The sequence below is a fragment of the Cytobacillus sp. FSL K6-0129 genome (assembly GCF_038007625.1).
Classification (GTDB): Bacteria; Bacillota; Bacilli; order Bacillales; family Cytobacillaceae; genus Cytobacillus; species Cytobacillus kochii.
The window spans coordinates 439,833-463,157 of record NZ_JBBOXM010000001.1 but is presented as its reverse complement, the minus strand read 5'-3'; the positions used below and the strand labels follow the sequence as shown (position 1 = coordinate 463,157).

At 36.8% G+C, this 23,325-nt stretch carries 23 protein-coding genes and 1 pseudogene; 4 read left to right on the top strand and 20 right to left on the bottom strand.

Going from position 1 to position 23,325, the window contains the following annotated elements:
* Positions 1–89: 89 nt before the first annotated feature.
* From MHI57_RS02305 to MHI57_RS02285, 6 genes are all read right to left on the bottom strand, one after another.
* Positions 90–932 (bottom strand): dTDP-4-dehydrorhamnose reductase family protein, encoded by an 843-nt coding sequence (locus MHI57_RS02305; protein ID WP_095373399.1) that lies wholly within the window; start codon positions 930–932, stop codon positions 90–92.
* A 1-nt stretch (position 933) separates the two neighbouring features.
* Positions 934–1,920, bottom strand: coding sequence for a polysaccharide biosynthesis protein (locus MHI57_RS02300; protein WP_095373400.1), 987 nt, complete (start codon positions 1,918–1,920; stop codon positions 934–936).
* A complete protein-coding gene (gene wecB / locus MHI57_RS02295; protein WP_307314169.1) occupies positions 1,913–3,004 on the bottom strand; it encodes a non-hydrolyzing UDP-N-acetylglucosamine 2-epimerase in 1,092 nt (363 codons plus the stop codon). The genes MHI57_RS02300 and wecB overlap by 8 nt, the downstream gene beginning before the upstream one ends.
* A 325-nt stretch (positions 3,005–3,329) precedes the next feature.
* Positions 3,330–3,530, bottom strand: a complete 201-nt coding sequence (locus MHI57_RS25015; protein WP_157733993.1) for a TIGR04104 family putative zinc finger protein — start codon at positions 3,528–3,530, stop codon at positions 3,330–3,332.
* Positions 3,531–3,550: 20 nt separating this feature from the next.
* On the bottom strand, positions 3,551–4,348 hold the full coding sequence (locus MHI57_RS02290) for a PHP domain-containing protein (RefSeq protein WP_340974724.1): 798 nt from the start codon (positions 4,346–4,348) through the stop codon (positions 3,551–3,553).
* Positions 4,349–4,372: 24 nt separating this feature from the next.
* Positions 4,373–4,918: a M15 family metallopeptidase gene (locus MHI57_RS02285; protein WP_095373696.1), complete on the bottom strand. Its 546-nt coding sequence runs from the start codon at positions 4,916–4,918 to the stop codon at positions 4,373–4,375.
* Positions 4,919–5,057: 139 nt separating this feature from the next.
* Between MHI57_RS02285 and MHI57_RS02280 the strand changes: the two genes are divergently transcribed.
* The gene (locus MHI57_RS02280; RefSeq protein ID WP_095373403.1) at positions 5,058–5,234 is read left to right on the top strand and encodes a CsbD family protein; all 177 of its coding nucleotides are present in this window, start codon (positions 5,058–5,060) and stop codon (positions 5,232–5,234) included.
* 40 nt (positions 5,235–5,274) lie between these two features.
* Here the strand turns inward: MHI57_RS02280 and MHI57_RS02275 are convergent, their stop codons facing one another.
* The 4 genes and pseudogenes from MHI57_RS02275 to MHI57_RS02255 form a co-directional block, all read right to left on the bottom strand.
* Positions 5,275–5,841, bottom strand: a complete 567-nt coding sequence (locus tag MHI57_RS02275; RefSeq protein WP_322909280.1) for a GNAT family N-acetyltransferase — start codon at positions 5,839–5,841, stop codon at positions 5,275–5,277.
* Positions 5,842–5,893: 52 nt separating this feature from the next.
* Positions 5,894–7,374: pseudogene (locus tag MHI57_RS02270) on the bottom strand (YndJ family protein).
* A gap of 118 nt (positions 7,375–7,492) precedes the next feature.
* Positions 7,493–8,083: a DUF4166 domain-containing protein gene (locus tag MHI57_RS02260; RefSeq protein WP_340974713.1), complete on the bottom strand. Its 591-nt coding sequence runs from the start codon at positions 8,081–8,083 to the stop codon at positions 7,493–7,495.
* Positions 8,080–8,991 (bottom strand): DoxX-like family protein, encoded by a 912-nt coding sequence (locus MHI57_RS02255; RefSeq protein ID WP_307314176.1) that lies wholly within the window; start codon positions 8,989–8,991, stop codon positions 8,080–8,082. The genes MHI57_RS02260 and MHI57_RS02255 overlap by 4 nt, the downstream gene beginning before the upstream one ends.
* Positions 8,992–9,255: 264 nt before the next feature.
* Between MHI57_RS02255 and MHI57_RS02250 the strand changes: the two genes are divergently transcribed.
* Genes MHI57_RS02250 through MHI57_RS02240 form a run of 3 tightly spaced genes read left to right on the top strand, consistent with a single transcriptional unit; the run spans position 9,256 to position 11,939 of the window.
* Entirely contained in the window at positions 9,256–10,293 is a 1,038-nt protein-coding gene (locus MHI57_RS02250) for an ABC transporter substrate-binding protein (protein ID WP_095373408.1), read from the top strand.
* 18 nt (positions 10,294–10,311) lie between these two features.
* The gene (locus MHI57_RS02245) at positions 10,312–11,112 is read left to right on the top strand and encodes an ABC transporter ATP-binding protein (protein ID WP_307314180.1); all 801 of its coding nucleotides are present in this window, start codon (positions 10,312–10,314) and stop codon (positions 11,110–11,112) included.
* Between the two features lie 14 nt (positions 11,113–11,126).
* Positions 11,127–11,939, top strand: coding sequence for an ABC transporter permease (locus tag MHI57_RS02240; protein ID WP_095373410.1), 813 nt, complete (start codon positions 11,127–11,129; stop codon positions 11,937–11,939).
* 181 nt (positions 11,940–12,120) lie between these two features.
* Here MHI57_RS02240 and MHI57_RS02235 read toward each other — a convergent pair whose 3' ends face one another.
* The 10 genes from MHI57_RS02235 to MHI57_RS02190 form a co-directional block, all read right to left on the bottom strand.
* Positions 12,121–13,143 carry a zinc-binding dehydrogenase gene (locus MHI57_RS02235; RefSeq protein WP_328199249.1) on the bottom strand — a complete coding sequence of 341 codons (1,023 nt, stop codon included), beginning with the start codon at positions 13,141–13,143 and terminating at the stop codon, positions 12,121–12,123.
* Positions 13,144–13,449: 306 nt separating this feature from the next.
* On the bottom strand, positions 13,450–14,223 hold the full coding sequence (locus tag MHI57_RS02230; protein ID WP_340974708.1) for a sporulation protein: 774 nt from the start codon (positions 14,221–14,223) through the stop codon (positions 13,450–13,452).
* A gap of 299 nt (positions 14,224–14,522) precedes the next feature.
* Positions 14,523–15,710 (bottom strand): CaiB/BaiF CoA transferase family protein, encoded by a 1,188-nt coding sequence (locus MHI57_RS02225; RefSeq protein ID WP_340974706.1) that lies wholly within the window; start codon positions 15,708–15,710, stop codon positions 14,523–14,525.
* A gap of 24 nt (positions 15,711–15,734) precedes the next feature.
* Positions 15,735–16,541, bottom strand: coding sequence for an enoyl-CoA hydratase/isomerase family protein (locus MHI57_RS02220; protein ID WP_095373414.1), 807 nt, complete (start codon positions 16,539–16,541; stop codon positions 15,735–15,737).
* A gap of 13 nt (positions 16,542–16,554) precedes the next feature.
* Positions 16,555–17,637 (bottom strand): acyl-CoA dehydrogenase family protein, encoded by a 1,083-nt coding sequence (locus MHI57_RS02215; RefSeq protein WP_340974705.1) that lies wholly within the window; start codon positions 17,635–17,637, stop codon positions 16,555–16,557.
* Entirely contained in the window at positions 17,634–18,788 is a 1,155-nt protein-coding gene (locus MHI57_RS02210) for an acyl-CoA dehydrogenase family protein (protein ID WP_307314190.1), read from the bottom strand. The genes MHI57_RS02215 and MHI57_RS02210 overlap by 4 nt, the downstream gene beginning before the upstream one ends.
* 180 nt (positions 18,789–18,968) lie before the next feature.
* A complete protein-coding gene (locus tag MHI57_RS02205; RefSeq protein WP_095373417.1) occupies positions 18,969–19,916 on the bottom strand; it encodes a C40 family peptidase in 948 nt (315 codons plus the stop codon).
* A gap of 245 nt (positions 19,917–20,161) precedes the next feature.
* The gene (locus MHI57_RS02200) at positions 20,162–20,893 is read right to left on the bottom strand and encodes a YwaF family protein (protein WP_340974704.1); all 732 of its coding nucleotides are present in this window, start codon (positions 20,891–20,893) and stop codon (positions 20,162–20,164) included.
* Between the two features lie 156 nt (positions 20,894–21,049).
* Positions 21,050–22,057: an NADP-dependent oxidoreductase gene (locus MHI57_RS02195; protein ID WP_095373419.1), complete on the bottom strand. Its 1,008-nt coding sequence runs from the start codon at positions 22,055–22,057 to the stop codon at positions 21,050–21,052.
* Between the two features lie 106 nt (positions 22,058–22,163).
* Positions 22,164–23,324 (bottom strand): ABC transporter substrate-binding protein, encoded by a 1,161-nt coding sequence (locus MHI57_RS02190; RefSeq protein ID WP_307314196.1) that lies wholly within the window; start codon positions 23,322–23,324, stop codon positions 22,164–22,166.
* Position 23,325 lies beyond the last annotated feature (1 nt).

Sequence of the window (23,325 nt, the reverse complement as noted above, 5' to 3'; positions counted from 1 at the left end):
CGAATAATTTAAGAAAGAACTGCACCTCCAATTGTTAGGTCATGCGTCTAACCATCAGAGGTGCAGTTTTTCCTTATAGTTGATGACAATTATTCTCTTTCCTTCATTCTTTCCATCTCTGCTTTAAGCTCAATAAGCATTTCTTTATATGTTGGGAATAGATAGGAAAAATCTTTCCTTACCGTTTGCACTGTACGATCTAACTTTTCTACATCATCAGAGATAATCGATATATCATCTTTGTGAAATACTTCTTTTATTAAAGATAAGAGCTCATATTTTGAAACAGCTTGAGGCATACCTAAATGATACAGTCCTTGTATATCCTCCTGGATCATTTGATGAATCGCTTTCGCTAATTCTAAAGTTGTTACGCCATTCCAATACACATTACTGAAACCTTTTATGGTACCTGTTTGTTCCATAAACCATAAGAATAGGCCAATACCGTCCTGCTTTAACTCCGGACCTATAATTGATGTTCTTACAGTTAAATGGGGAGGTGAAGATACTTCACCTAATTGTTTCGATTGCGCATAAATAGATGTACCATCTGTTATGTCTTCTTCAGTATATCCACCCTTATCGCCTAAAAACACACAGTCAGTACTAATATGGATGAGACGACCGCCCCTTTTTTCCATAATACCTGCCAACGCTTGTGGCAGCAGACTATTCACTTGAAAGGCAAGCTTTGTATTAGCGCTCGCATGCTCGTTTAAGATACCAACACAATTTATAACGATATCTGGTTGTACTTTATCTATAACCGCTTCGACATCTGTTGTACGGGTCACATCTAAATATAGTTGATGATCACTTTCTGAATGTCCTCTTGAAGTTGTGTAGACGTCAAAGGTTGAATACGCATGAAAATAGGAGGCAAGCATGTGACCTGCCATGCCCTTCCCTCCCAAAATTAATAATTTCATTTTAAATAAACCCGCCCTTCTTCAACATCTTCCTCAGCTCCTCTTTATCCATTAACGATTGACCAGAATTATATTCTTCTAGATTAATCGGTTGATAATCTTTATAATAAGCCTTCAAACCATCGATATGAATAGAGGGTAGGATAACATAGTATTCATCATCATAAGTGACGGTCATTGTACTTTCATAATCTGATAGTAAAAGTTCATGGATTTTTTCTCCTGGTCTTACTCCAAGAATTTCTGTTCCAATATTCGGTTTTCCTGATGCCTCAATTAATAAGTCAGCGAGATCAGTAATTTTGCATGCAGGCATTTTCATTACAAATGTTTCACCACCGATACTTTCAAAAGTTGCTTTAAATACCAATTTAATTGCTTCCTCTACTGTTAAGAAAAATCTTGTCATTCTTGGATCGGTGATACCTACCTTTCCCTTTTCTTGTATTTGTCTCTTAAACACATGAATGACACTTCCATTTGTACCAAGTACGTTTCCGCCTCTTATACAAACAAACTTTGTAGCCGAGTTTAATGTATTGGCATGGATAATCAATTTCTCCCCCATCGCTTTAGATAAACCGTAGAAGTTCGACGGGTTAGAAGCTTTATCTGTGGATATATATACAACTCTTTCTACTTTATTAATAATCGCTGCATCTATGACATTTTGTGTTCCAATTACATTGGATTTTAATGCCTCAATCGGTTGGTCTTCACATACAGGAACATGCTTAAGTGCCGCAAGATGGAAAACATAATGTACTCCTTGTGTTGCTTCAATCATTGCATCTTTTTCTTTTATATCTCCAATTAAAAAATGTAATGAAGGATGATGATCAAATGCTTCTTTCATTGAAAATTGATTAGACTCATTTCTAGATAGTATTCTTATCTCTTTCGGTTGTAAGAAAAGTAATTGCTCGACGAGTTCATAGCCCCATGACCCTGTTCCGCCGGTTACTAAGATGATTTTATCTTTAAACAACTGTCAGTCCCCCTAATAGTAGTTTGATTACTTTATCTGAAACATCCTCTGCTTCGTAGCCTTCAGGCAATTTCCAACTTGTCGGCTGACTCGTCATTATTTTTGCACAGGAAAGTATTCTTTCTGCATCAATACCAGAAATCATATTACTTCCACAGGCTAATGTTTCAGGTCTTTCTGTTGTATGGCGGATCGTTACAGTTGGAATATAGAATAAACAGCACTCCTCTTGGACTGTTCCACTATCCGTTAATACACAGAAAGCATTTTTCTCAAGCTGTACAAAATCAAAAAAACCAAATGGCTGATGGAATTCGACTAATGGATGTAAAACGAAATCGGTAAGGTGATCGATTTTGGATTTTGTGCGGGGATGAATACTGCAAATGACACGTTTATTAAAATGGTCAGCTACTTGATTAACGCCATTTAATATCTCAAGCAGCCTTTCTTGATGGTCGACATTTTCAGCTCTATGTGCAGTAAGTAACAAATAATTTCCTTTTTGTAGTGATAATGAGGTTAAGATATTACTTTGATTAATTTGGACCGAATAGTGTTGGATGACTTCATTAATCGGATTGCCTGAAGTATAAATTCTTTGTGGGGCAATCCCTTCTCTTAATAGGTTTTCTTTACTTCCTGGTGTATAAGGAAGGTTAACTGTTGAAATCGCATCAATTACACGGCGGTTTTTCTCTTCAGGCACTTCTAAATCATAACAACGATTCCCTGCCTCCATATGGTATACTGGAATTCCCATGCGCTCAGCTAAAATAGCACTGAGTCCACTATTGGTGTCTCCTAATACGAGAATTTTATCTGGTGCCTCATCTTGTAATATACCTTCTAGCTCGCTATACATTTTGGCTAATTGTTTCCCTAGTGATTGCTGTTTTGATGCTAATATATAATCAGGTTGTCTTAAGCCTAGTTCTTTAAAAAAGATATCGCTTAATTCGTTTGTAAAATTCTGACCAGTGTGTACAATAAGATGTTCATCAATTAATTGATCGAGTTTTTTTATGATTAAACTTAAGCGAATAATTTCTGGCCTTGTCCCCAAAATTGTCATGATCTTCATCCCTTCACTCCCTTTCCTTTCCATTACTAGACCATAGCACTTTTTTTATCTAATATTAATTTATGCTTGTATCTCGACTTTGCTATAGGCAAGTCTTTGAAAGATAAAATTGAAACATATACCTAAAAGGGGCGAAGGCAGTGGAGTATATATAATGAAAAAAAGCTATGATGCAATGGTATTTACCATATCATCATAGCAAGCAAAATTTTAGTTCTTCATTAGTTCACTACATTACATCATCATCCTTAATGAATCGGATAAAAAAAGGCATGACAAGACAAATAAGGATAAATACGAAGCCACTGAATAGATATACAATGGTTTAGGAAGGGTTAAAAAGATAAATAAAAGCGATCATAAATGAGGAAACGAGCGGTAAAAAGAAAGTAACTTTTCTTGACCTTACACTTTGATATTGATTTTCACCGCAATACATACACTTTATTGCCCTTCTAATAGTAAATAGCCTTTTAAATGTTTGCATCCAACTCCACTTGTGATGGCAATGTTGACAAATAGGCATGACAAACCTCCATAATTCCATTATCGTTTATAACCAAATTCACCCAAATAGTGGGCGTATGTATGAAAATCTGATCCGCCTGTTTGCAGAATCTCATATTTTTTTGCCATTCTTTTGTATTTTTTCACATCTTTACTCGTATGCCTGCGATGCCAAACTTCAATACCATCGAGACCTAAATGCAGTAATTCTAACACTAATTGGTCATCTTTTATGAGCCGGGGATGAGCTAGCACAGCATGTCCACCAGCCTCATGAATAGTGGCAATCGCCTCTTCCGCAGACATCGTATCGAGTGGAACATGTGTTGGGCTATCATCACTGATGTATCGCCGAAAAGCATCAATCTTACACGATGCATAGCCCTTTTCAACTATAGCCATGGCAATATGGGGACGACAAATAAGCTCTCCTACCATCTGTTTTCTAATATCTCTCATATTAATATGCACGCCATAAGAGTTTAACAGTTTTAACATCTTGTTGGCACGATCTAACCGATTTTCAAAAATTAATGCAAGCTTTTTTTTAAGATCATTAGTTGGGTGAATACCGTAACCTAATATATCAATTCTTCTGTCTTTATATGTTGATGATAGCTCAATCCCTCTAATAAGTTGAATAGGGAGATTGTGGGAGATGCTATATGCCTCTTCCACACCATTAATCGTATCGTGATCTGTAATACTGATAGTCTTTAATCTTTTTTCAACAGCATATTGCATTAACTCAAGAGGTGTTAGTTCACCATCTGAGGCAGTCGTATGCAAATGCAGATCAAAACCTTCCTCTTTAGTTACAGCAGCAATATCCAACACACTCAATCCCTCCCTTAACGATAATTATTCTTCTTCTGGTGGTCTTTTCCCCCTTTGTAATTCATTAATCGATAAACCAAAGTCATATTGCAGATGCGGGTAATCTTTAAAATGCTGCCAATCCCCACCCCATTCAAATCCTAACTTTTTCGCTTCTGCAACTACTTCATCCCAGTCAGCTTGGCCATTTCCATTCCCATCATATGTCATATCCCATACAACCTCTCCACCTTTTGTGACTAGTGCAAAATCAACAGCTAACCCATAATTATGATAAGATTCTCCACCTTTGGCATGTGTGACAATCTGTCCTTCTTCAGTTCGCCCTTTTGCATACAGCTCATCTTGTTCATGTAAACTGCGATAATCATCTGTAATCAATATAGTGATTCCTTTGTCTTCTAATGATGTGATTAGCTGTTCTGTCTTAGCTCTTACTTCGGGATGAACCTCAACTGGTAAAGGTACATCTTTATACTTAAATAATGAACCAAATAAATATTGGATAAATAATAATAGAATAATAATTAATATGAGCACAAATACAAACGCCCTAAAAACTTTCACCATCTTCACCTTTTCTTTTCCCCCACACAAAGTTGTCTCTTTTCAATAGTTTATCAGTTTCATAAACGAATAATCGAAGAAAAAGGTTTCAGTTTTTTGATAAAGGGAATAAATGTAACAAACTTCAAAAGGAGTGGTACAAATGAATAAAGAGCAAATGGATGGTTTTAAAGATAAAGTAAAAGGAAAAATGAAAGAAGAATATGGTGATAGTACAAATAATACATCAAAAAAATCTGAAGGTAAGATGGATCAAGTGAAAGGAACAGTTAAAGAAAAGTTCGGCGATGTGAAGGAAGCTTTTAACAAACAAAAGTAAGAAAAAAGGTGATGATTCCTTTCATCACCTTTTTTCTTCTTTACATGCTGCTATTATCGAAAAAATAGCTCATTAAGATGAGATCATCATACTCATTAAAACGATTTTTCACTGCCTGCCTTTTAACACCTTCAACTGCAAAACCAGCACTCTCATACAAGTGGATAGCTGCTTTATTTTCAGCCAGCACTTCTAACTCTATTTTTTCTACTTTTGGGTGTTGTCTCCCCCATAAAAGTAAACTTGAAAGTAACGCTTTTCCTACCCCTTTTCCACGAAAAAATTGACTCACACTCATCCCGAAAGTTCCTGTATGCGCAATTTTCTTGCGACTGGCTACACTAAAATCTAACCTGCCAATAATCTCCTCTCCAAAAACAGCAATTAACAATAACTTACTTGGATCTTCAAGTACTTGCTGAACCTTTTGCTGTTGCTGTTTGAAGGAAACTTGATATTCATTGGGCTCAATCAATAAATAGGGAGATTGCTCTATGACATCCTTAGTAAACAGTAGCAACTCATTGGCATCCGAGCTTTCAGCATGTCGTATATAAAATTTCTTCCCATCTAGCATCCGAAATCCTTTTATTAACATCTCTCCCATTTAAGGCACTCCTTAGCAACCTATCATTTAATCATGCTAATATAATTCTACTCTAAGTATTTTTTTCCTGCCTATTTTCAATCTCATAGGAGATAAATAGAAAAGAGATTCCGAATATCCACATATGATGATTCGCCATTAACTTGCCATCTTTTGAAACAAACATCGTAAATTTTTCATTTAATGGCAAACGGAAGAAATCATTTCTCCATTGAAAATATATCCCTTCATGCGACTGCTCATTTTCTTGAAAACTAGTTAATACTAAGTTCTCTTTATCCATCTTCAGTGAAAGAATACCGGTCATAGCAGAGAAAGGAAGGGGTAGACTTATATTCATATATTTTTTCCCTAAATGTTCATGTGCTGCATATAAAGCAATAAAGCAAACGTCATTGTTTATTTTTCTCACCCACGCTCGGGGATTTGTTCGCCCATCGACTTTAGATGAGACCGATACCAACTCACCGTTCATTTCTATTTTATTGCTATGGAGGGGTAAATGGATTTGTTTAACGAAGCGGCTCACTTGGTAATAACAGAAAGCAAATGGTTTAAACCATTTAGCCCAATGTACAGTTGCATACAAGCGAAACTCGCTTGTATGTTCATAAAAATCTCGGTATGGTTTTGGAATCGAACGGGATGAATAACTTTGTAGTTCTTCAACAAGTCCCTCTACTTGTCTATTGTCTTTCACTTTAGTTAAAACTTCTTCACCAACCATCATGCCACCTCTCACATGACTCAATGGGATACTATGCTTAACGAAACGACTTTGGGGTCGGATAAAAAACCAAGCTAAGCAACCACATAAAGCAAAAAAGACACTATTCGTTATACCATGAAATTGAAGCATAAAAGGAATAGTAATCCCTTCATTTCCACCAAATCGACTTATGATATAGGCAACAGAAAATAAAATGGTTACACCTAAGGAAGCAAATGAAATGACAGCTAAGGATTTGTAAAACAATCTATGAATTCGTGCACTTAATGCATAATAAATCAGTCCATAGATTCCATATATATAAAGAACGACGGATACTACTTCTAACCAATAAGAAACAGCAATGCCAATTGCAAGAAGAAGCGGTGCAATAAGGACGGCTGTGCTACAGTAATAAAAACCCCTTCGCTTCCCTTTTAGTACGCGTCCTAAAAAACCAGCAAAAACCGGTAATAAAAAGAAGCATAATGAAAATGGATACTCGTTAACCAAGTAATCATTGGTGAAAAACCAGTATCAATTCCATTATAATGAGCAAATGTCCATAATCCTCCAATTGCTAAATAAATCAAGCCAACATCAATCAAAAATTCTTCAAAGAGAGTGAAACCTCGGTTTAGAAAGCGGCATACCCCATAAAAACATATGAAAACCGTATAAAACAGGTAAATTGTAGAGAAAATCCAATTGGTCTCAACTGAAGTGAAAACCGTTAGTATAAAAATCGAAAGGACACCAATTGTAATGAATAGCCATCCGAATCTGTCTATCCAATCCCCTTTCTCAACAATAAGCAAGATCATTGTCGGGACATAAATCATTTGTGCTACGGTCAAAAGTAAAAAATAGCCACTATCGATTGATACGATAAGTGTGATAATAAATAAAATGATGTATAGGAGAAGTAATGTTTTCTTCTGTCTATTCATCAATAAAAGTCCCTTCATATGTAAACAATGTACCTAAAAACCGATTCATTACTTTTACTTTAATTCGAAACCGGCCAATTTTCTCATCAAATTGTTCATACACCTCTGCTTTCACTTGAAAGAAAGAGGGAATCTCTACCTCGTGTTTACCAATAAGCAACTTTTGCCGACCCGACACAATCTTTAGACCACCACAAGGTTGTACTTGAAAACATAGTGATGAGTATAAAGGGGACGGATATCCTAAAAAATCATCCACTTCTCTCGTCTGTTCATTCCACCTCATGTTTGCATCAAAAAAACGTACTTTCCCACCAATGAAAAACTTCCGCTCCCAATACACTTCGTTTTTTTCTACATTCAACGTATTTTTCACTTCAAACGGAATATTTTTACCATGTTCAGGGAACATTAAACGTCTTTTTGTCGCTAAATATAAAAAAGGGCGTAGCCACCATTTATTTTCAATCATGTCCATTTTCCCTTTTCCTATAAAAGTTGCCTCTTTGAAACGGTATCTTTGCTGCATTCTCTTATGTAATCTTTCAAAATGTTCACCTAATACTTGCTCATACATAGTCATTTACGCTTTTTCACTCTCCTACAATTTTTAGCAGACGGTAGATGAGCCGAACTTAACCACCCAATCAGGGCAAGTATAATTAAACTAGTGTTAAACGTAAAAGGATTAAAGGGGGCAGTCATTAAAGATGGAATTCCGACAATTGCCGCTATGCCTAAAGCAAATAAAAGCAAGAGGGCTATTATAAACAGCTTCCCTTTTCGCTGAATAAATAAAAAGCTCAAGCCAAAGGCAATCTCACCTACACCAGCTATTACCGTCAATATTTTCGCATGCGCATATGAGACTGGCAATACATCAGTAATCATTTGCACCTCTAGGGGATGTTGTGTAATCAATTTAGGAACCAAACCGTGATAGATCCATATAAAAGCAAATAGAAAAGTAACTATCCAGTGAATGATAAAATTTCGATATTGCGTCTGAGGACTTTCCCCTTTTTCTAACCATCTTCGCAATACATCGAAACTAAGGGCCGTTGACCATCCTAATAAAGGTCGGAAAAAATAGTTATCTAGCAACATACCAAACTTACCTAATGGGACATCATAGTCATATTGGGTAATAAATAATGTCTTATTTTCTCCTTTAGGTTCATATTTCCAGTATCCTCTACCTTCCCTTATTGGCGAAAACGAATAATCGGTACCGAAATGAAGCGATGAAGTCTTTTTTCCATCCCTATCTACGCTACCTTTTGTTTTCCCCCATCCTATTATTTCTAAAAGTGGTGGGATATTTCGCTTATATGTAAAAGTTTGTACATCATCATCCAGTATTTCTTCATAGTGAATGCTTGAGAACCTGATATCCCATTCCACATGCTTAATAGGTTCTTGTGTGTATGTCCAAACGTCATCTAGCGCACGATTGATATCAATCTCCACATAAATCGGTTTAGGCTTCATCAACCCACCTCCCTTATTTACCATTATAACTGATAATAAACGGTTGAATCACCAAATGTTGGAGAATAATCAATTCATACATAGGATTCTTTAATTAGATTAAAAGACGAAATTCTCCTTCGACTATCTTTCTACTCTAGAATCGGCAAAAGATATATCGAACTCATCAAAATAAATAAAATATTCAAATAATATTGACATTAATCAAATATTTTTTGTATATTTAAAACTATGTATTATATATAAAACAAAGGAGGAATTAACATGAAAAGCACTTTATTCACTTTATTACTGTCAACACTGCTCCTTCTGACAGCTTGTGGAAATGCTTCTTCTACTACAGAGGATGGGAAGACCGCACTTACTTTTGCAGAGCCAGCACGAATTCTTTCCTTCGCCCCTCTCTATGTGGCAATTGAAAATGGATATTTTGAAGACGAAGGGATCGAGGCAAATATTGCTTCAGGTGGTGGTGGTTCCCAAGTAACAGCGACTATTCTTTCAGGAGATACACAATTTGCGCTAGCTGCACCACGTGCCATGTTATCTGCCATTGAGGCAGGAGAAGACCTTGTAGCCATCCAAGGATTAAATTCTGCTCTCACATATGAAGTAGCGCTGTCTGAAGCCTTTATGAAAGAAAAAGGCATAACAAAGGAATCCACTGTTGAGGAGAAAGTAAAAGCATTAGCTGGTGCAAAAATTGGCTCTAATCAAGTGGGAGATTCCGGCGATGTTTATTTACGTTATTTAATGGAAAAGTATGGACAAGATCAATCGACCCTTGAAACAGTAAAAATGGAAGGAACAGGATCAAAAGTCGGTGGAATGCAAGAAGGTATTATTGATGGTGGAATTGCGTCACCTCCATTCTCTGCACTGGTTGAAGCAGAAGATGGTGGTTCACTTGCACTCGAACTAAGTGAAGAAGAAATGTACGCTGAACTAGCTTGGGAGATTGTTTTTGCGAAAAGAGACTATATCGAAGACAACCCTGAACTTACTACAAAAGTTGTAAGGGCATTAGGAAAAGCGATTGAATTTACTCGGGACAATCCAGGTGAAGCTGCTGGATTAATTACAGGGTATTTTGAAGGAGTTGATCAAGAAATATTAGAAAAATCACTCACTTCATTAAAACCAACCTATGTCGGGTATGGTGAAATGACTCAAGCTGCATGGGATCACGCACAAGACCCTTTAGTTGAATTAAGTGAAATTTCTGGTGTAAGCCAAACTCATGATACGGCTGAAGAAAAACTTTGGACAAATCGTTACTTAAAAGAGGCTTTCCCAAAATAATAGGAAAGGAAGGGTACGATGAAAGATACACAATCAATACCTAAACTGCAAAGTCAATTCCTCGATGTCACTTATATGAACCATAAAACCGGTCAAGAGGTAACTGCTTTAAAAAATATTAACCTCGCCATTCAAGAAGGAGAATTTATTTGTATTGTCGGTCCATCAGGTTGTGGAAAAACAACTTTCTTAAATACTGTGATCGGTTTTATTGAACCGAGTAATGGGTCCATTCTTTTAGATAATAAGAAAATAGTCGGACCTGGGAAAGATCGCTCTATGGTCTTTCAATCTCCGAGTCTCCTTCCATGGAGAAATGTAATGGACAACGTCTTATATGGGGTAGAATTACAAAAGAGACTGAGTCCTGTTACAAGAGAGCTAGCGAAAACATATATCGAAATGGTTGGCCTCAAAGGATTTGAAAGTCATTATCCGCATGAACTATCTGGTGGTATGCAACAACGAGTAAACCTTGCAAGAGCCTTAACAGTGGAACCCTCCTTACTACTTTTAGATGAACCATTCTCCGCTCTTGATGCACAAACAAGAGAATTTATGCAACAGGAACTTGTGAGAATATGGAGTGAAACGAAAAAAACAAGTATTTTTATCACCCATCAAATCGACGAAGCTGTTTTTTTAGCTGATCGCGTTTTTGTGTTTGGTGCAAGACCTGGCCATTTAGTAGAAGATATTTCGATTGATTTAGTAAGACCAAGAGAATTGAAGATAAAAAGAGAACCACATTTTCTACAATATGTTGACCGTATTTGGCAGTTAATAGAAAATGAGTCAGCAAAACAAGGATTCGCCTAAGGAGGAGACATTCAGTGAGTAAAACCGAAATGACATCCACCATTCCAGTGAAAAATAAATCGCTAAAAATAAAAACAAAAAAAAGCACCGTCTGGATTAGTGTAACTTCCGTTATTCTATTTTTAATTTCTTGGGAATTGATTTCTTATTATAAGCTTATTAACCCACTATTTATAAGCTCACCTATTAAAATTGTTGAAGCGGCTACGACACTTTTTGCAGATCCTAGGTATTGGCAACATCTAGGTGTTAGTGCTTATGAATTTTCACTTGGGTTTATACTGGCTATGGCGATAGGGATTCCGATTGGCATATTTGCAGGGTGGAATCGTATTTTCAACAGTATAATTAGTCCATTTGTATCCGCTCTATACGTTACGCCAAAAGTTGCATTATTACCCATAATCATCATTGCTTTTGGGATTGGTGTGGCATCTAAAATCGTCGTCGTATTTTTAATGGCATTTTTTCCTATTGTCATGAGTGCACAAAAGGCCATGTCCACTCTAGATCAAAACTTAATTAAAGCAGCTCGTAGTTTTACCGCATCTGAATTCCAAATATTTAAAACGATTGCTCTCCCCTCCACAGTTCCTTTTCTTCTAAACGGTATTCGCTTAGGGCTAGGACAGGGATTAATCGCAATTGTCGTTGGTGAAATGTATGCATCTACAGCTGGTATTGGTTATCATCTCACACATGCAGGCCAAAATTTAAAAACTGCGGAAATGTTTGTAGGTGTCGTTGTAATCGCTGTTTCTGGTGTCATTCTCACCGGCATTATCGGCTTGATTGAAAAAAGATTTAGCTCATGGAAACCTGAATAATTATCAATAAGCAGCATAAAAAGGTTGAACTTATAGTAATGATAAGATCAACCTTTTGCTATTTATTTTATATGTTTTTCATTTTTGCATGTCAGTTGGGATTTGATATCTTTGATGAGTGGATGATAATTTCATAGCTGGCCTGGCAACGATAAATCATGTTTAATACCATTTTTCCTTCTTAGTCATGCGGTATTTTTAAAACCATTTTCCCAAATACCTTTCCTTTATCCATTTTCTCATGGACACTTTCAATATCTTGTAGATCATATACTCCATCAATTACTGGCTTTAACTTATGAGCCCCGTAGAAATCAATCACTGATTTAAATTCAGAAGCACTACCCATTGTTGTCCCTAGAATATGTAATTGCTTAAAGAAGATTCTTGGCATCACAACTTGCTCTACCGGTCCTAATGTCGCACCAAAGGAGACGATTTTACTACCAGGTTTAGCCAAATAGATGAGATCATTAAAGGTAGATCCACCAATACTATCAATACTTAAATCGGCACCACCTGATAGTGCTTTTAATTCCTTCACCCAATCCTCATTGCGGTAGTTTACTCCATCAGTAGCCCCTAGTTCCTTAGCATAAGCAATTTTCTCATCACTGCTTGAAGTAACAAAGACCGTCGCTCCTTTTGCTACAGCAATTTGTAATGCAAAAGTCGCAACGCCTCCTCCAATACCCGGAATAATAACGGTATCAGATGGTTTGACCTCTCCTTTTGTGACAACGGCTCGGTATGCTGTAAGTGCGCCTAATGGAATGGCAGCTGCTTCTTCTAATGTTAAATGAGAAGGTTTTTGTAGCACATTCTCAGCAGGTACTGTCACATACTGTGCATAAGTCCCGTTTGAGGGAACACCAAGTACTGTATGTTTAGCTTGAGGATAGTCAATGTTATCTCCCCAATCAAGCCCTGGATTGATGACAACTTCACTACCTACAGCGATACCTGAAACCCCTTCACCTAATGCTGCAATGACACCTGCCCCATCAGAACCTAAAACAGAAGGAACCGCGATTCCAGGATAAGCACCATATCGGATAAATACATCACGACGATTAACAGCAGCATAATGTAATCTCACGAGCACTTCACCTTTTTTGGGCTGTGGTGTCTCTACTTCTTCATAATATAATGGAGCAATCATATTTCCTTTTTTCATTTTGTCTTTTAATACAACCGCTTTCATTTATTCTACCCCTTTCCAAACCTCTCCTGTATGTAAAGCAATTATTTTACTTAATTAAACATAATACAAGTATACCAAACCAAGTGATTAATTCAAAAATTCTGATTTATTAGAACATCTATAGATTGACTTAATATGCTTGAAACGACAAATGCGAACATATCCAATGAAGATTATCCTCTGATATGTTCGCATAAAATCACATTCATAAATAAACATAATAGCTAAAATCATTGTCTTGTTAAGCTTCTATTAGGCTATTATTCTACTTACTTCCAGCATATAACCAGTAAATATTGTTACATTTTAAGCATATTTGCGAATAAGCTCTGTAAGTTTCGCTTCCATTTGAGGGATATCATTTACAGACAAACAGACCCTTAATTTCGTCTCATCTGTTTCCATAAGTTCTGAAAGAAAGGAGCCAAAGTCTCTTGCTCGGCGGTCGACTTCAATGAGTAATTCCACATTACTTTCACTTTGCTTCATGAAGATCAATTCTATTTCATCCAACCGGCCTCGAAACTCTCCGCTATCAGGAATAAATTCCCACTCTTGAGCAAACGGATATTTATCTCTTAATCTTCTAGGTACTTCTTCGCATACTACTTCTCTTAACATAAATCCAATATCCTCCATGCTATGTAAAATGGAAGAAGATAATTGATTAGGCTCAACCTTTATAAAATCTGTGTCGTTTGGGTCCATAGCGTTCTTAATATCCCCTGAAGTCTGTAACCAAACCTTTGTTTTTCCGTAAGTCATCGGTGTATCATAAGGTAATTGAAAAGAAAAAGGCACTTCTTTTTCTTCACCTTCTAAAACGGTTATATTTTGTGTAATCAATTGGCGACTTAGAACTGCTGTTTGTGCGCTTACCCCATTATCATCATTTTCGACATCATATTTACAGCATATTTCTATATATAAATGTTCAATCTGTTGATCTATTTTCCCACCGGTGATTGCAATGACACCGTCGATTTGTTCGCCTTGCACAAAAGATGCTTTTGCAAGTTTTGTATCCACTTTACAGCCACCTATACCCACACTAGCTAAAACTTTAGAAAAGAAACTCATTCATTTCTTCCTCCTCATCATATTCATCCTCATCTATATTTTACCATGTAGTGATAGATATCAACACATATTTTACTTGGCTTTTACTACTTCCGACACATATCCTGCTTCACATTTGCCAGGTAATTTGGTAAGGAATGATGAGAAAAAACAGGAGTTTCTCATCCATGTAAAATAGAATATCTAATGAAGTATCTTTCTGGAACCAACACATCGGAAAAAAGGTGTTATTTTATTCAAATGAAAAATTGGTAAATGAGCTATTCAATCATACAAATTTTTTAAAATATAGATCTTTCTCATATAACCCCTTGTTTTTTTAATGCTGCTATTTCTCCCTCATCCAAACCTAATTCCTCTTGTAAGAACAAATTTGTATGCTCTCCGAGGATTGGTGGTGCCAGATCATACCTTATGTTTAATCCAGAAAAACGTAAAGGACTTTTCGTTAATTTCACCTCTCCCATCACTGGATGTAACATTGTTCCAACCGTTTCTCTTGCAATTACTTGCGGATCATTAAAGGCTTGCGTAATACTATTAACTTTTCCAGCAGGAATACCGTATTGGGAAAACTTCTCTAACCAATTGTCTGCTGTATTTGCTAACATTTGTTCAGCTATCCATGGGACTAAGATATCTTTATACTCTAAGCGTTTTTCGTTTGTTTGAAACCTATGATCACTTACCCATTCTGGTTTATCTAATAGTATGCATAATTGTCTAAACAAATGGTTATTTCCTACACAAATCATTAGCGGTTGGTCTTTACAATCAAAAACTTGATAGGGAACAACATTATTATGTTGATTGCCTAATCTTTTAGATTCCATACCAGTATTTAGGTAGCCACTCGCAATATTGGCCATTGAGCTGATTTGCACATCTAGTAAAGATAAGTCGATATGCTGACCCACACCGTTATTATCTCGCATCCTTAAAGCGGCTAAGATACCTATAGCGACATATTTAGAGGTAAGAATATCCGCAATTGGAATCCCCACTTTTGTTGGCTCACCATCAGGGTGACCTGTCACATCCATTAATCCACTCATCGCTTGAATAACTGGATCAAAACCTGGTTCTGTACGCATTGGACCTGTTTGTCCAAAGCCTGTTACAGAACAAAGTATAATCCTATTATTGATTTTTTTTAATTCATCAAAGGCAATACCAAGCTTTTTCAATGTCCCTGTTTTAAAGTTTTCAAGGACGATATCAGCTTTTGCTACTAACTGCTTAAAAATAGTCAATCCTTTATGAGATTTTAAATTAAGGGTAATAGAACGTTTATTCCGATTGGCTGTAAAATAATAGCTGCTGTGACCATTCACAAACGGCCCCCAATCTCGCATGCTATCAGTACCCATAGGTGATTCTATTCTAATTACATCGGCACCTAAATCAGCTAATATCATTGAACCAGCCGGTGCAGCGTAAACTCTTGATAAATCCAATACTCTAATTCCATCCAAGGCTCTATCCACGACTACCTCCCCCTTCACATCCATTCATTGAAATTTCGGTTTTCTCTTCTCTGTTACCGCTTTTACTCCTTCACGATGATCTTCTAATTCGGTTGTGATTGCCATAAACGAAGAAATCATATCTAATGATGACCTTAGGCTCATTGTTTGATTTTGATAGACAGCTCTTTTAATGAATCGAATGGCCGTTTGTGGTCCATTTGCTAATTTTTTGGCATAGTTCTCTGTAAAACCTTCCAACTCATCATCAGCAATTACAAATGTGACCAATCCCATTTCTTTCGCCTCATTAGCCGTCAATACTTTCGCTGTCCAAAGCATATCTAAAGCTTTGTCTATTCCAACTATTCTCGGAAGAAAATAAGCAGCACCATCCCCAGGAACTAAGCCGACTTTTGTATAACTTTCAGATAGCTTCGCTCCTTCTGCGGCTATGCGGATATCACACATTAATGCCATATCAAGACCTGCTCCAAATGCCGCTCCATTAATTTGTGCAATAACAGGTTGATCAATCTCTTCCAATAATAAAGGGATCCGTTGTACCTTTTTCCATAGTGAATTTTTTCTTGCAAGACCAGTGGTTACACGATCTTCATCAGAACGATAAAATCCCCTGCCTGCGCCCATCTCTTTCATATCTCCACCAGCACAAAAACCTTTTCCATTTCCTTTAACAATCACAACACGTATATCATTAGAATCTCGCACAGTCTGTAGTGCGTCAATCCATAAATCTAGCATTTCCTCACTAAACGCATTCATTGCATTTGGGCGGTTTAATATAATTTGTGCAATTCCGTCTCTTACCTCAAAATGTAAATCAGACATTTTCTTTACCTCCTTATAAAATGGATTTAACTTCGTGATTATCCACTAATAGTGACCAAATAGTGACTGGACTGTGTGCTATATAAGTGCTTAATTCCCCTTGCCAATAGCGCTCATTTCCAGCTTCATCACGCCATGACCATAACCGTTTTGTTAAATGATGCAGCGTATGTTCATATGTCATCCCAATAGCTCCATGGAGCTGATGGGCGGTCATCGCAATATCGCCTGCAACGGCACTCACCTTTATCTTCGTCAACATGATAGACAACGAATCATGGCTACCCTGAAGCATTTCCACTGCATTGTTAACAGCAGCTAAGCAAGCAGCGGTTTCTCCTACTAGAAGTGAGATATGTTGCTGCACTGCTTGAAAACGATATAAATTCTTGCCAAACTGTTTACGCTCACTTGCATAAGACAGGCACTCCTGTACTACTCGTTCACTAATGCCAGCAAGCATCGCCGCTTTAGCCAATGCATACAGTTGCTCTACTATTTTCTTACTCTCACAATCTTCTATTATTTTGATGGCTGAATCTCCAATATGAATGTCATGAAAAATCAAGGAATCACGTGGTTCACCGGCTAGATTCACCTGTTCATGTATCTTTGACTCGTTTACTGGTACGAGGACCATCATCCACTCGTTTTGACATTTAGCGAGGGCAACGATTTCTTTTGCTACCCTTCCCCAAGGTACATTTAAAGCCTCTCCGTTTAAGATATAGTTACCGTTATGTTTCCTAACTTCCAAAGGGTTTTGTTCATTAAAATGGAATGATAACGGTTGATCATGAGTGATCTTCATCTCGTACTGTGACAGAATCCATTTACTAATTAAAGTTTCAGGTAAAGGTAGAGGAATTGGGTATTGACCAACTAATCTAATAACTGTAAAACCATCTTCATAATCTCCACCCACTCCACCATATGCTTCCGGTATATTTACTCCTGTTAGACCCATGTCATTTAGGGATGCCCATAACTCATCATCAAATAAACCCTTTTGTCCCTTTTCAAGTAAGTCCTGTGTAGATTGTTTCTTCAAAAATTTACTGGCCGAATCATAAATATACTCTTTTATTTCACTCATTCTGATACAACCCCTTTGGCAATAATTCCTCGTAAGATTTCCGTTGTTCCCCCTCTTAGAGTGAAACCTGGGCCATGCAAAATAGATTGTGTATACAGCTCACCGATAGACTTACTATTTAATAAATCAGGGTGCTTAGACAATACTAACCTCACCGTCTCTGCCACTTTTGTTTCAAAAGTTGTTCCTCTATCTTTAACAAGTGAGGCAATAAATGAAACATCCTTCCCCTCGTCAAGATACTTTGCCACACCAATAGATAAATTTCTAATGCTCCATAGCTCTGGAAGGAGCGAGAGCATTTCTGTTAATCCTTCTCTATCATTTATCCTTTTTAGTTCATCAATTACACCTGAAAATAATGGGTATGTACTGAGTATTCTCTCTGGTCCACTTCTTTCATAAGCAAGTTCTGCCATTCCTTGTTTCCAACCATTCCCGATTTGACCGACCACTTGTTCATCTGGAACGAAAACGTTTTCAAAAAATACCTCATTAAAATGATGCTCACCTGTTAAAAAAGTGATTGGGCGAATGGTCACACCATTAACATGTAAATCAACAATTAACTGACTCATACCATCATGGCGATTTTCTTCATCTTCTGGTGATGTACGACATAGTACGACCATATAGTGAGCGATATGAGCACCACTTGACCATATCTTTGAACCAGTGAGTAGCCAGCCGCCAGCCGTTCGTACTGCCCGAGTTTTGATGGCAGCTAAATCAGAGCCAGCATTCGGTTCACTTAAACCAATAGCAAAGAAACATTCCCCTTTTGTGATTTGCGGTAAAAAAGTCTTTTTTTGATTTTCCGTCCCATATTTTAGAAGCAATGGCCCCGTTTGTCTATCAGCAAACCAATGAGCAGCAACGGGTGCACCTGCTACAAGCAACTCCTCTGTTAAAATATATCTATCAATGGCGCTCTTTTCACTTCCACCATATACCTGCGGCCATGTCATTCCAATCCAACCTTTATCACCTAGCTTTTTCGAAAAAGTAGATGATTCTCCACTTAGCCATGAATCACATGTAGGTGTAAAATGCTCGGATTGTATTTCTTCTCTTAAAAATGCACGGACTTCATTTCTAAATGACTGCTGATCTGATGTCAATTGAACAGTTGGCACTTCTAATTTAACCAATACTTTTCACCCTCTCATTTTATCGGTATTCGATACTATATATCTATATATAATATTTTATTTAAAATAGTCTTTTTTGTCAATTTTAAATATTTAGAATATTTACAGAGTAATTCAGTGTTTTAACCTAAAAAAGAGCACCTAGGAACTGTCTCCCAAATGCTCTTTTAAATCCAGTTTTTATAATGCCGTTTTAGCACCCAAATATTTCGGTTTCCAATAACTTGAAGACATATCAGCAATTGTTACACCTGTACTTGTTCCAGCATGAATAAATTGATTGTTGCCTAAATAAATACCGGCATGTGATGGTCCTTTTTTATACGTTTCAAAGAAAACAATATCACCTGGTTGTGGAGATGAAACAGATGTAGTCGCTTGCCAAATCGTCTCCACTGTTCGTGGTATGGAAACACCGATTTGATTAAAAACATATTTTAGAAATCCACTACAGTCAAACCCTGAAGACGGTGAATTTCCTCCCCAAGTATAAGGAACACCGATATGTTTTTTCGCTTCTTTTATTAATTGATTTACCTGTGACTGTTGGTTATTACTAGTTTGATTTCCACCAGCCGAGGAGTTAGATGAACTCACTTTTAATACCTGACCTGGACGGATTACATCCGTTGTTAAGTTATTCATATTTTTTAACTGCGCCACTGATAACTGATGCTTTGAGGCAATTAACCAGAGACTATCACCTGATTGTACTGTATAAGTTGATTGGTTTGTATTAGGGGTTGAAGGTGCCCCCCCTGAACTCACCTTTAGCTTTAATTTCTGCCCTGGATATATTCTATCGGAACTCAGCCCATTGATGTTTTTTAAATCAATGACAGAGATACCATGTTGATGTGCAATTTTCCAAAGTGAGTCTCCACTTTTGACTGTATAGGTACTTGTTTGTTCTGCCCCATTTACCTTCAGCTTTTGACCAACAACAATTGTAGAACTCTTTAGCTGATTCCACTCCATTAATTGATTGATGGAAAGATTATATGTATTAGACAATTTCCATAAAGTATCACCTGATTGCACTGTATGTGTTTGCGCTGCTCCAACTTCTGCATATGTTGCCGCAAAAAGAGTAGTAGCCGCTGCTATTGACACGAGTTGTTTTTTCATCTCTTTGTACACTCCTAATCTATCATTTCTCATTCATGATAGAGTGCATACGAAGAAAAACAAACCGTGAAAAACATGGTTTATATGTAATATAATTACAATTTAAAAGAAAATACATACTAAACTTCCAATAGCATCCACAATAAACAGTTCTTTATCACTAAAACAAAATGTAACACAAAAGAAAATAGTTACATTTTATTTGTCCATTTTGTGACACCTATGAAAAAAATGGGCCGATTTAATCAACTAATTGTTTTTCTTTTCTCTAAAGGGTCTTTCCTCCTATCCTTAAAAGGAAGATACATAAGTACAAATAACAATACTGCTACAGCCTCAAGAACAAAAATGTAATAAGGATATGGGCCAAAAAAGTCGAGCACAGAACTCGTCGCTGGTTTTCGAGAAAGAAACATATAATTTCCATCCGTAACATAGTTAATAACAGCCGCTATAATCGCAAATATATTAAGAGAAATAAACGCAGCTACAACCCCTTTACTTGATGGAGAGTACTTGAAGCTAAATATATAAAGTAGAGCTGTCCATACGATGATCATATGGATAAAGAAAAATTGAAAATAACGAAAATGTGGGTATCCGAAAAACAATTCTGGCGTTAAGATAGCCATAGTCGCTCCCGCAATACCAATATAATAAGTTAATTGAAAGAGCAAACGTTTTTGAAAAATAAGTAATAGCAAACAAAGTAGCACACTAATCGAGCATAAGTGAAGAGGCAAAGCAAAAGAGACATCCCACTTTCCACCTATCCATAACCAATAGTGATAACTTCCTTCTAAAAAGAGCAAGAGCAATAAGAATATTACTCTTAACATCGTTTTATGTCCGGCTAACCTTTTTCTCTGGAAATATAAGAAGAAGGATCCTATTAAAAAGAGTACTACCATTACAAGGTGTGAAGTAGAAAATATCTCAAAGGAGTAGTTGCTATGGTTTTGCTCAAATAGTTGCATAACATTCCTCCAATATATGTATCTAATTGTCCCTTATTGTTCTATTACAGAGCTAGTAGCAGGATCAAACATTCACAATAATAAGGAAAAGAACAAATTATGCCAAACACGTTATTTGTTCTTCTCCAATATCCATGCTCTTATAGTTCGTTCATGTTAATCATCACTCACTTTAACCAGTTGTTTACCTAAATTATCTCCCTTAAATAAGCCAATAAAAGCATGAGGAGCATTTTCTAAACCTTCCACGATATTTTCACGATATTGAAGCTTTCCTGAATTAACCCATTCTCCAAGTTGCTTCAAGCCTTCTTCGTGATTATTTGCATAATCACCAACAATGAAACCCTTCATTAATGCGCTTTTTTGTACTAATAACCCTTGTATTCTCGGCCCATGCTCTATTTCTGTCGCATTATAGGAGGAGATTTGTCCACAAAGAATAATCCTTGCTTTGTAATTAATTCTTTTTATTACTTCATCGGAAATATCTCCACCTACATTATCAAAGTAAATATCGACGCCATCGGGTGTATATTGTTTAACCTTATCCTTTATATTATCAGTTTTATAGTTGATGACTTCATCAAAATGTAGGTCTTCTTTTAAATATTGGCATTTTTCTTCCGTTCCAGCGATTCCTATCACTTTACAGCCTTTTAATTTAGCTATTTGCCCAACCGTTGAACCAACGGCACCTGCTGCTCCAGAGACCACAACCGTCTCTCCCTCTTTAGGCTCACCTATATCTAGTAAGCCAAAATAAGCTGTTAATCCTGGCATTCCCACAATACCTAATGCTGTTGATATAGGAGCTATAGAAGGATTTAATTTACGTACTTGATGACTTTTAGCTACATTATAATCAGACCAGCCAAGACGCCCTTCCACATAGTCACCCACTTTAAAATTACCATCCTTTGATTCAATTACTTGACCTACAATTCCACCGGATAACACTTCATTTAATGCAAAAGGCTCAATATATGATTTTCGCCCACTCATCCTGCCTCTCATATATGGATCAACAGAAAGGTAAATGGTTTGTATTAATACCTCCCCTTCATTTAAACGAGGAAGTTCTTCACTCTCTACTAATTCAAAATTTTTATCATTTGGCATTCCGGTTGGTCTTTCGACTAATAGAATACTTCGATTACCCATTTTATCCCTCCATTTTATACGTTCTACTTCTCTATACCCTTATCAATTAAGGTAAAACAAAAGATAGGACGTCTGTGAACCTTCTTCACTCACAGACGCCCTCTTTTTACTCTACATCTACTTCTTCAAACTCACCATCTTTAATTACACCCATTCTGATAAAGTTTTCGATTGCCCCATTTTCTTCAATATGTTTCAAATCATATACTTTTTTATCATCTGGTAAATTAGTTAATCCATCTTCAATGTGTTCCCGTATAAGCTTAGCATCATCAACAGATCCCGCTGCTTTCATTGCCTCTACAAATACATACATTGCTAAATAGTGATAGCCTGCTTCAGAACCTGGGTCCTTGTCATGCTTTTCACGATACTTATCAATAAACTCCTTTGTTCCAGAATATTCTGTATATATAAGCGGAACAACACCTATCGCTCCTTCTAATACATCATATGAACCTGTCACATTTTTCATTTCATCCAATTTCGCTTGGTCCATCACGATAAAACCTCCGTCATATCCAAGCTGTCTTGCCTGCGATACAATTTTAGCAGTAGGTTCTGAAGGTCCACCAATGAAGAGGACATCTGGCTCTTCTTTTAATGCATTCGTTAAAAGAGTAAAAAAGTCTGTATCTTTCGAGTAATCAACTGAAGCTTTATGAACTACTTCTCCTCCTGCACTTTCCCAGTATGGAATAATCGCTTCAGCCCAATCTTTTCCATATTGCGTAACAGGCGGAATAGCAGCTAATTTTTTTCCGAAATTATCCATCGCATAATCGGAGAATGGCTCAATATATCCTTCATAGCTCGGCGGTATTCTAACAGTTAATGTATTCCCACGCTCAACAATATCTGGTTCACTCGAATAGGCTGATACGATGAAATTATCCACTTCGTTAAATACTTGTAACGCTGAGATGCCACCGCTATGTGGCGAGAATATAATTGGTGTTTGGTTTTCTTGAACTAAGCGTTTTCCATTTGATGCTGTTTCATTAGGTAGATATTTATCATCCAAGGCAACAACATTCAGTTTGTATTTATCACCATTTACTTCAAAACCTTCTTTATTAATGTCCTCTACTGCCATCTTCAAACCATTTAATGTGTTTTCACCATAATAAGCAGCAGCACCACTCAATGGACCACTATAACCAATATTGACGACTTTCTCACCATTGCCACCACTTGATTGTGCACAAGCTGAAAGAAAAAAGATAGTGAATACGACTAAAACACTTAACCATTTCCGCTTTTTCATA

Excerpts from the sequence above, each read along its gene's own strand:
- MHI57_RS02200 (WP_340974704.1), bottom strand. The coding sequence starts at position 20,893 with ATGCAACTATTTGAGCAAAACCATAGCAACTACTCCTTTGAGATATTT.
- MHI57_RS02190 (WP_307314196.1), bottom strand. The coding sequence starts at position 23,324 with ATGAAAAAGCGGAAATGGTTAAGTGTTTTAGTCGTATTCACTATCTTT.
- MHI57_RS02205 (WP_095373417.1), bottom strand. The coding sequence starts at position 19,916 with ATGAAAAAACAACTCGTGTCAATAGCAGCGGCTACTACTCTTTTTGCG.
- MHI57_RS02260 (WP_340974713.1), bottom strand. The coding sequence starts at position 8,083 with ATGACTATGTATGAGCAAGTATTAGGTGAACATTTTGAAAGATTACAT.
- wecB (WP_307314169.1), bottom strand. The coding sequence starts at position 3,004 with ATGAAGATCATGACAATTTTGGGGACAAGGCCAGAAATTATTCGCTTA.
- MHI57_RS02250 (WP_095373408.1), top strand. The coding sequence starts at position 9,256 with ATGAAAAGCACTTTATTCACTTTATTACTGTCAACACTGCTCCTTCTG.
- MHI57_RS02195 (WP_095373419.1), bottom strand. The coding sequence starts at position 22,057 with ATGGGTAATCGAAGTATTCTATTAGTCGAAAGACCAACCGGAATGCCA.
- MHI57_RS02285 (WP_095373696.1), bottom strand. The coding sequence starts at position 4,918 with ATGGTGAAAGTTTTTAGGGCGTTTGTATTTGTGCTCATATTAATTATT.
- MHI57_RS02280 (WP_095373403.1), top strand. The coding sequence starts at position 5,058 with ATGAATAAAGAGCAAATGGATGGTTTTAAAGATAAAGTAAAAGGAAAA.
- MHI57_RS02275 (WP_322909280.1), bottom strand. The coding sequence starts at position 5,841 with ATGGGAGAGATGTTAATAAAAGGATTTCGGATGCTAGATGGGAAGAAA.
- MHI57_RS02245 (WP_307314180.1), top strand. The coding sequence starts at position 10,312 with ATGAAAGATACACAATCAATACCTAAACTGCAAAGTCAATTCCTCGAT.
- MHI57_RS02255 (WP_307314176.1), bottom strand. The coding sequence starts at position 8,991 with ATGAAGCCTAAACCGATTTATGTGGAGATTGATATCAATCGTGCGCTA.
- MHI57_RS02235 (WP_328199249.1), bottom strand. The coding sequence starts at position 13,143 with ATGAAAGCGGTTGTATTAAAAGACAAAATGAAAAAAGGAAATATGATT.
- MHI57_RS02230 (WP_340974708.1), bottom strand. The coding sequence starts at position 14,223 with ATGAGTTTCTTTTCTAAAGTTTTAGCTAGTGTGGGTATAGGTGGCTGT.
- MHI57_RS02215 (WP_340974705.1), bottom strand. The coding sequence starts at position 17,637 with ATGAGTGAAATAAAAGAGTATATTTATGATTCGGCCAGTAAATTTTTG.
- MHI57_RS25015 (WP_157733993.1), bottom strand. The coding sequence starts at position 3,530 with ATGCCTATTTGTCAACATTGCCATCACAAGTGGAGTTGGATGCAAACA.
- MHI57_RS02305 (WP_095373399.1), bottom strand. The coding sequence starts at position 932 with ATGAAATTATTAATTTTGGGAGGGAAGGGCATGGCAGGTCACATGCTT.
- MHI57_RS02220 (WP_095373414.1), bottom strand. The coding sequence starts at position 16,541 with ATGTCTGATTTACATTTTGAGGTAAGAGACGGAATTGCACAAATTATA.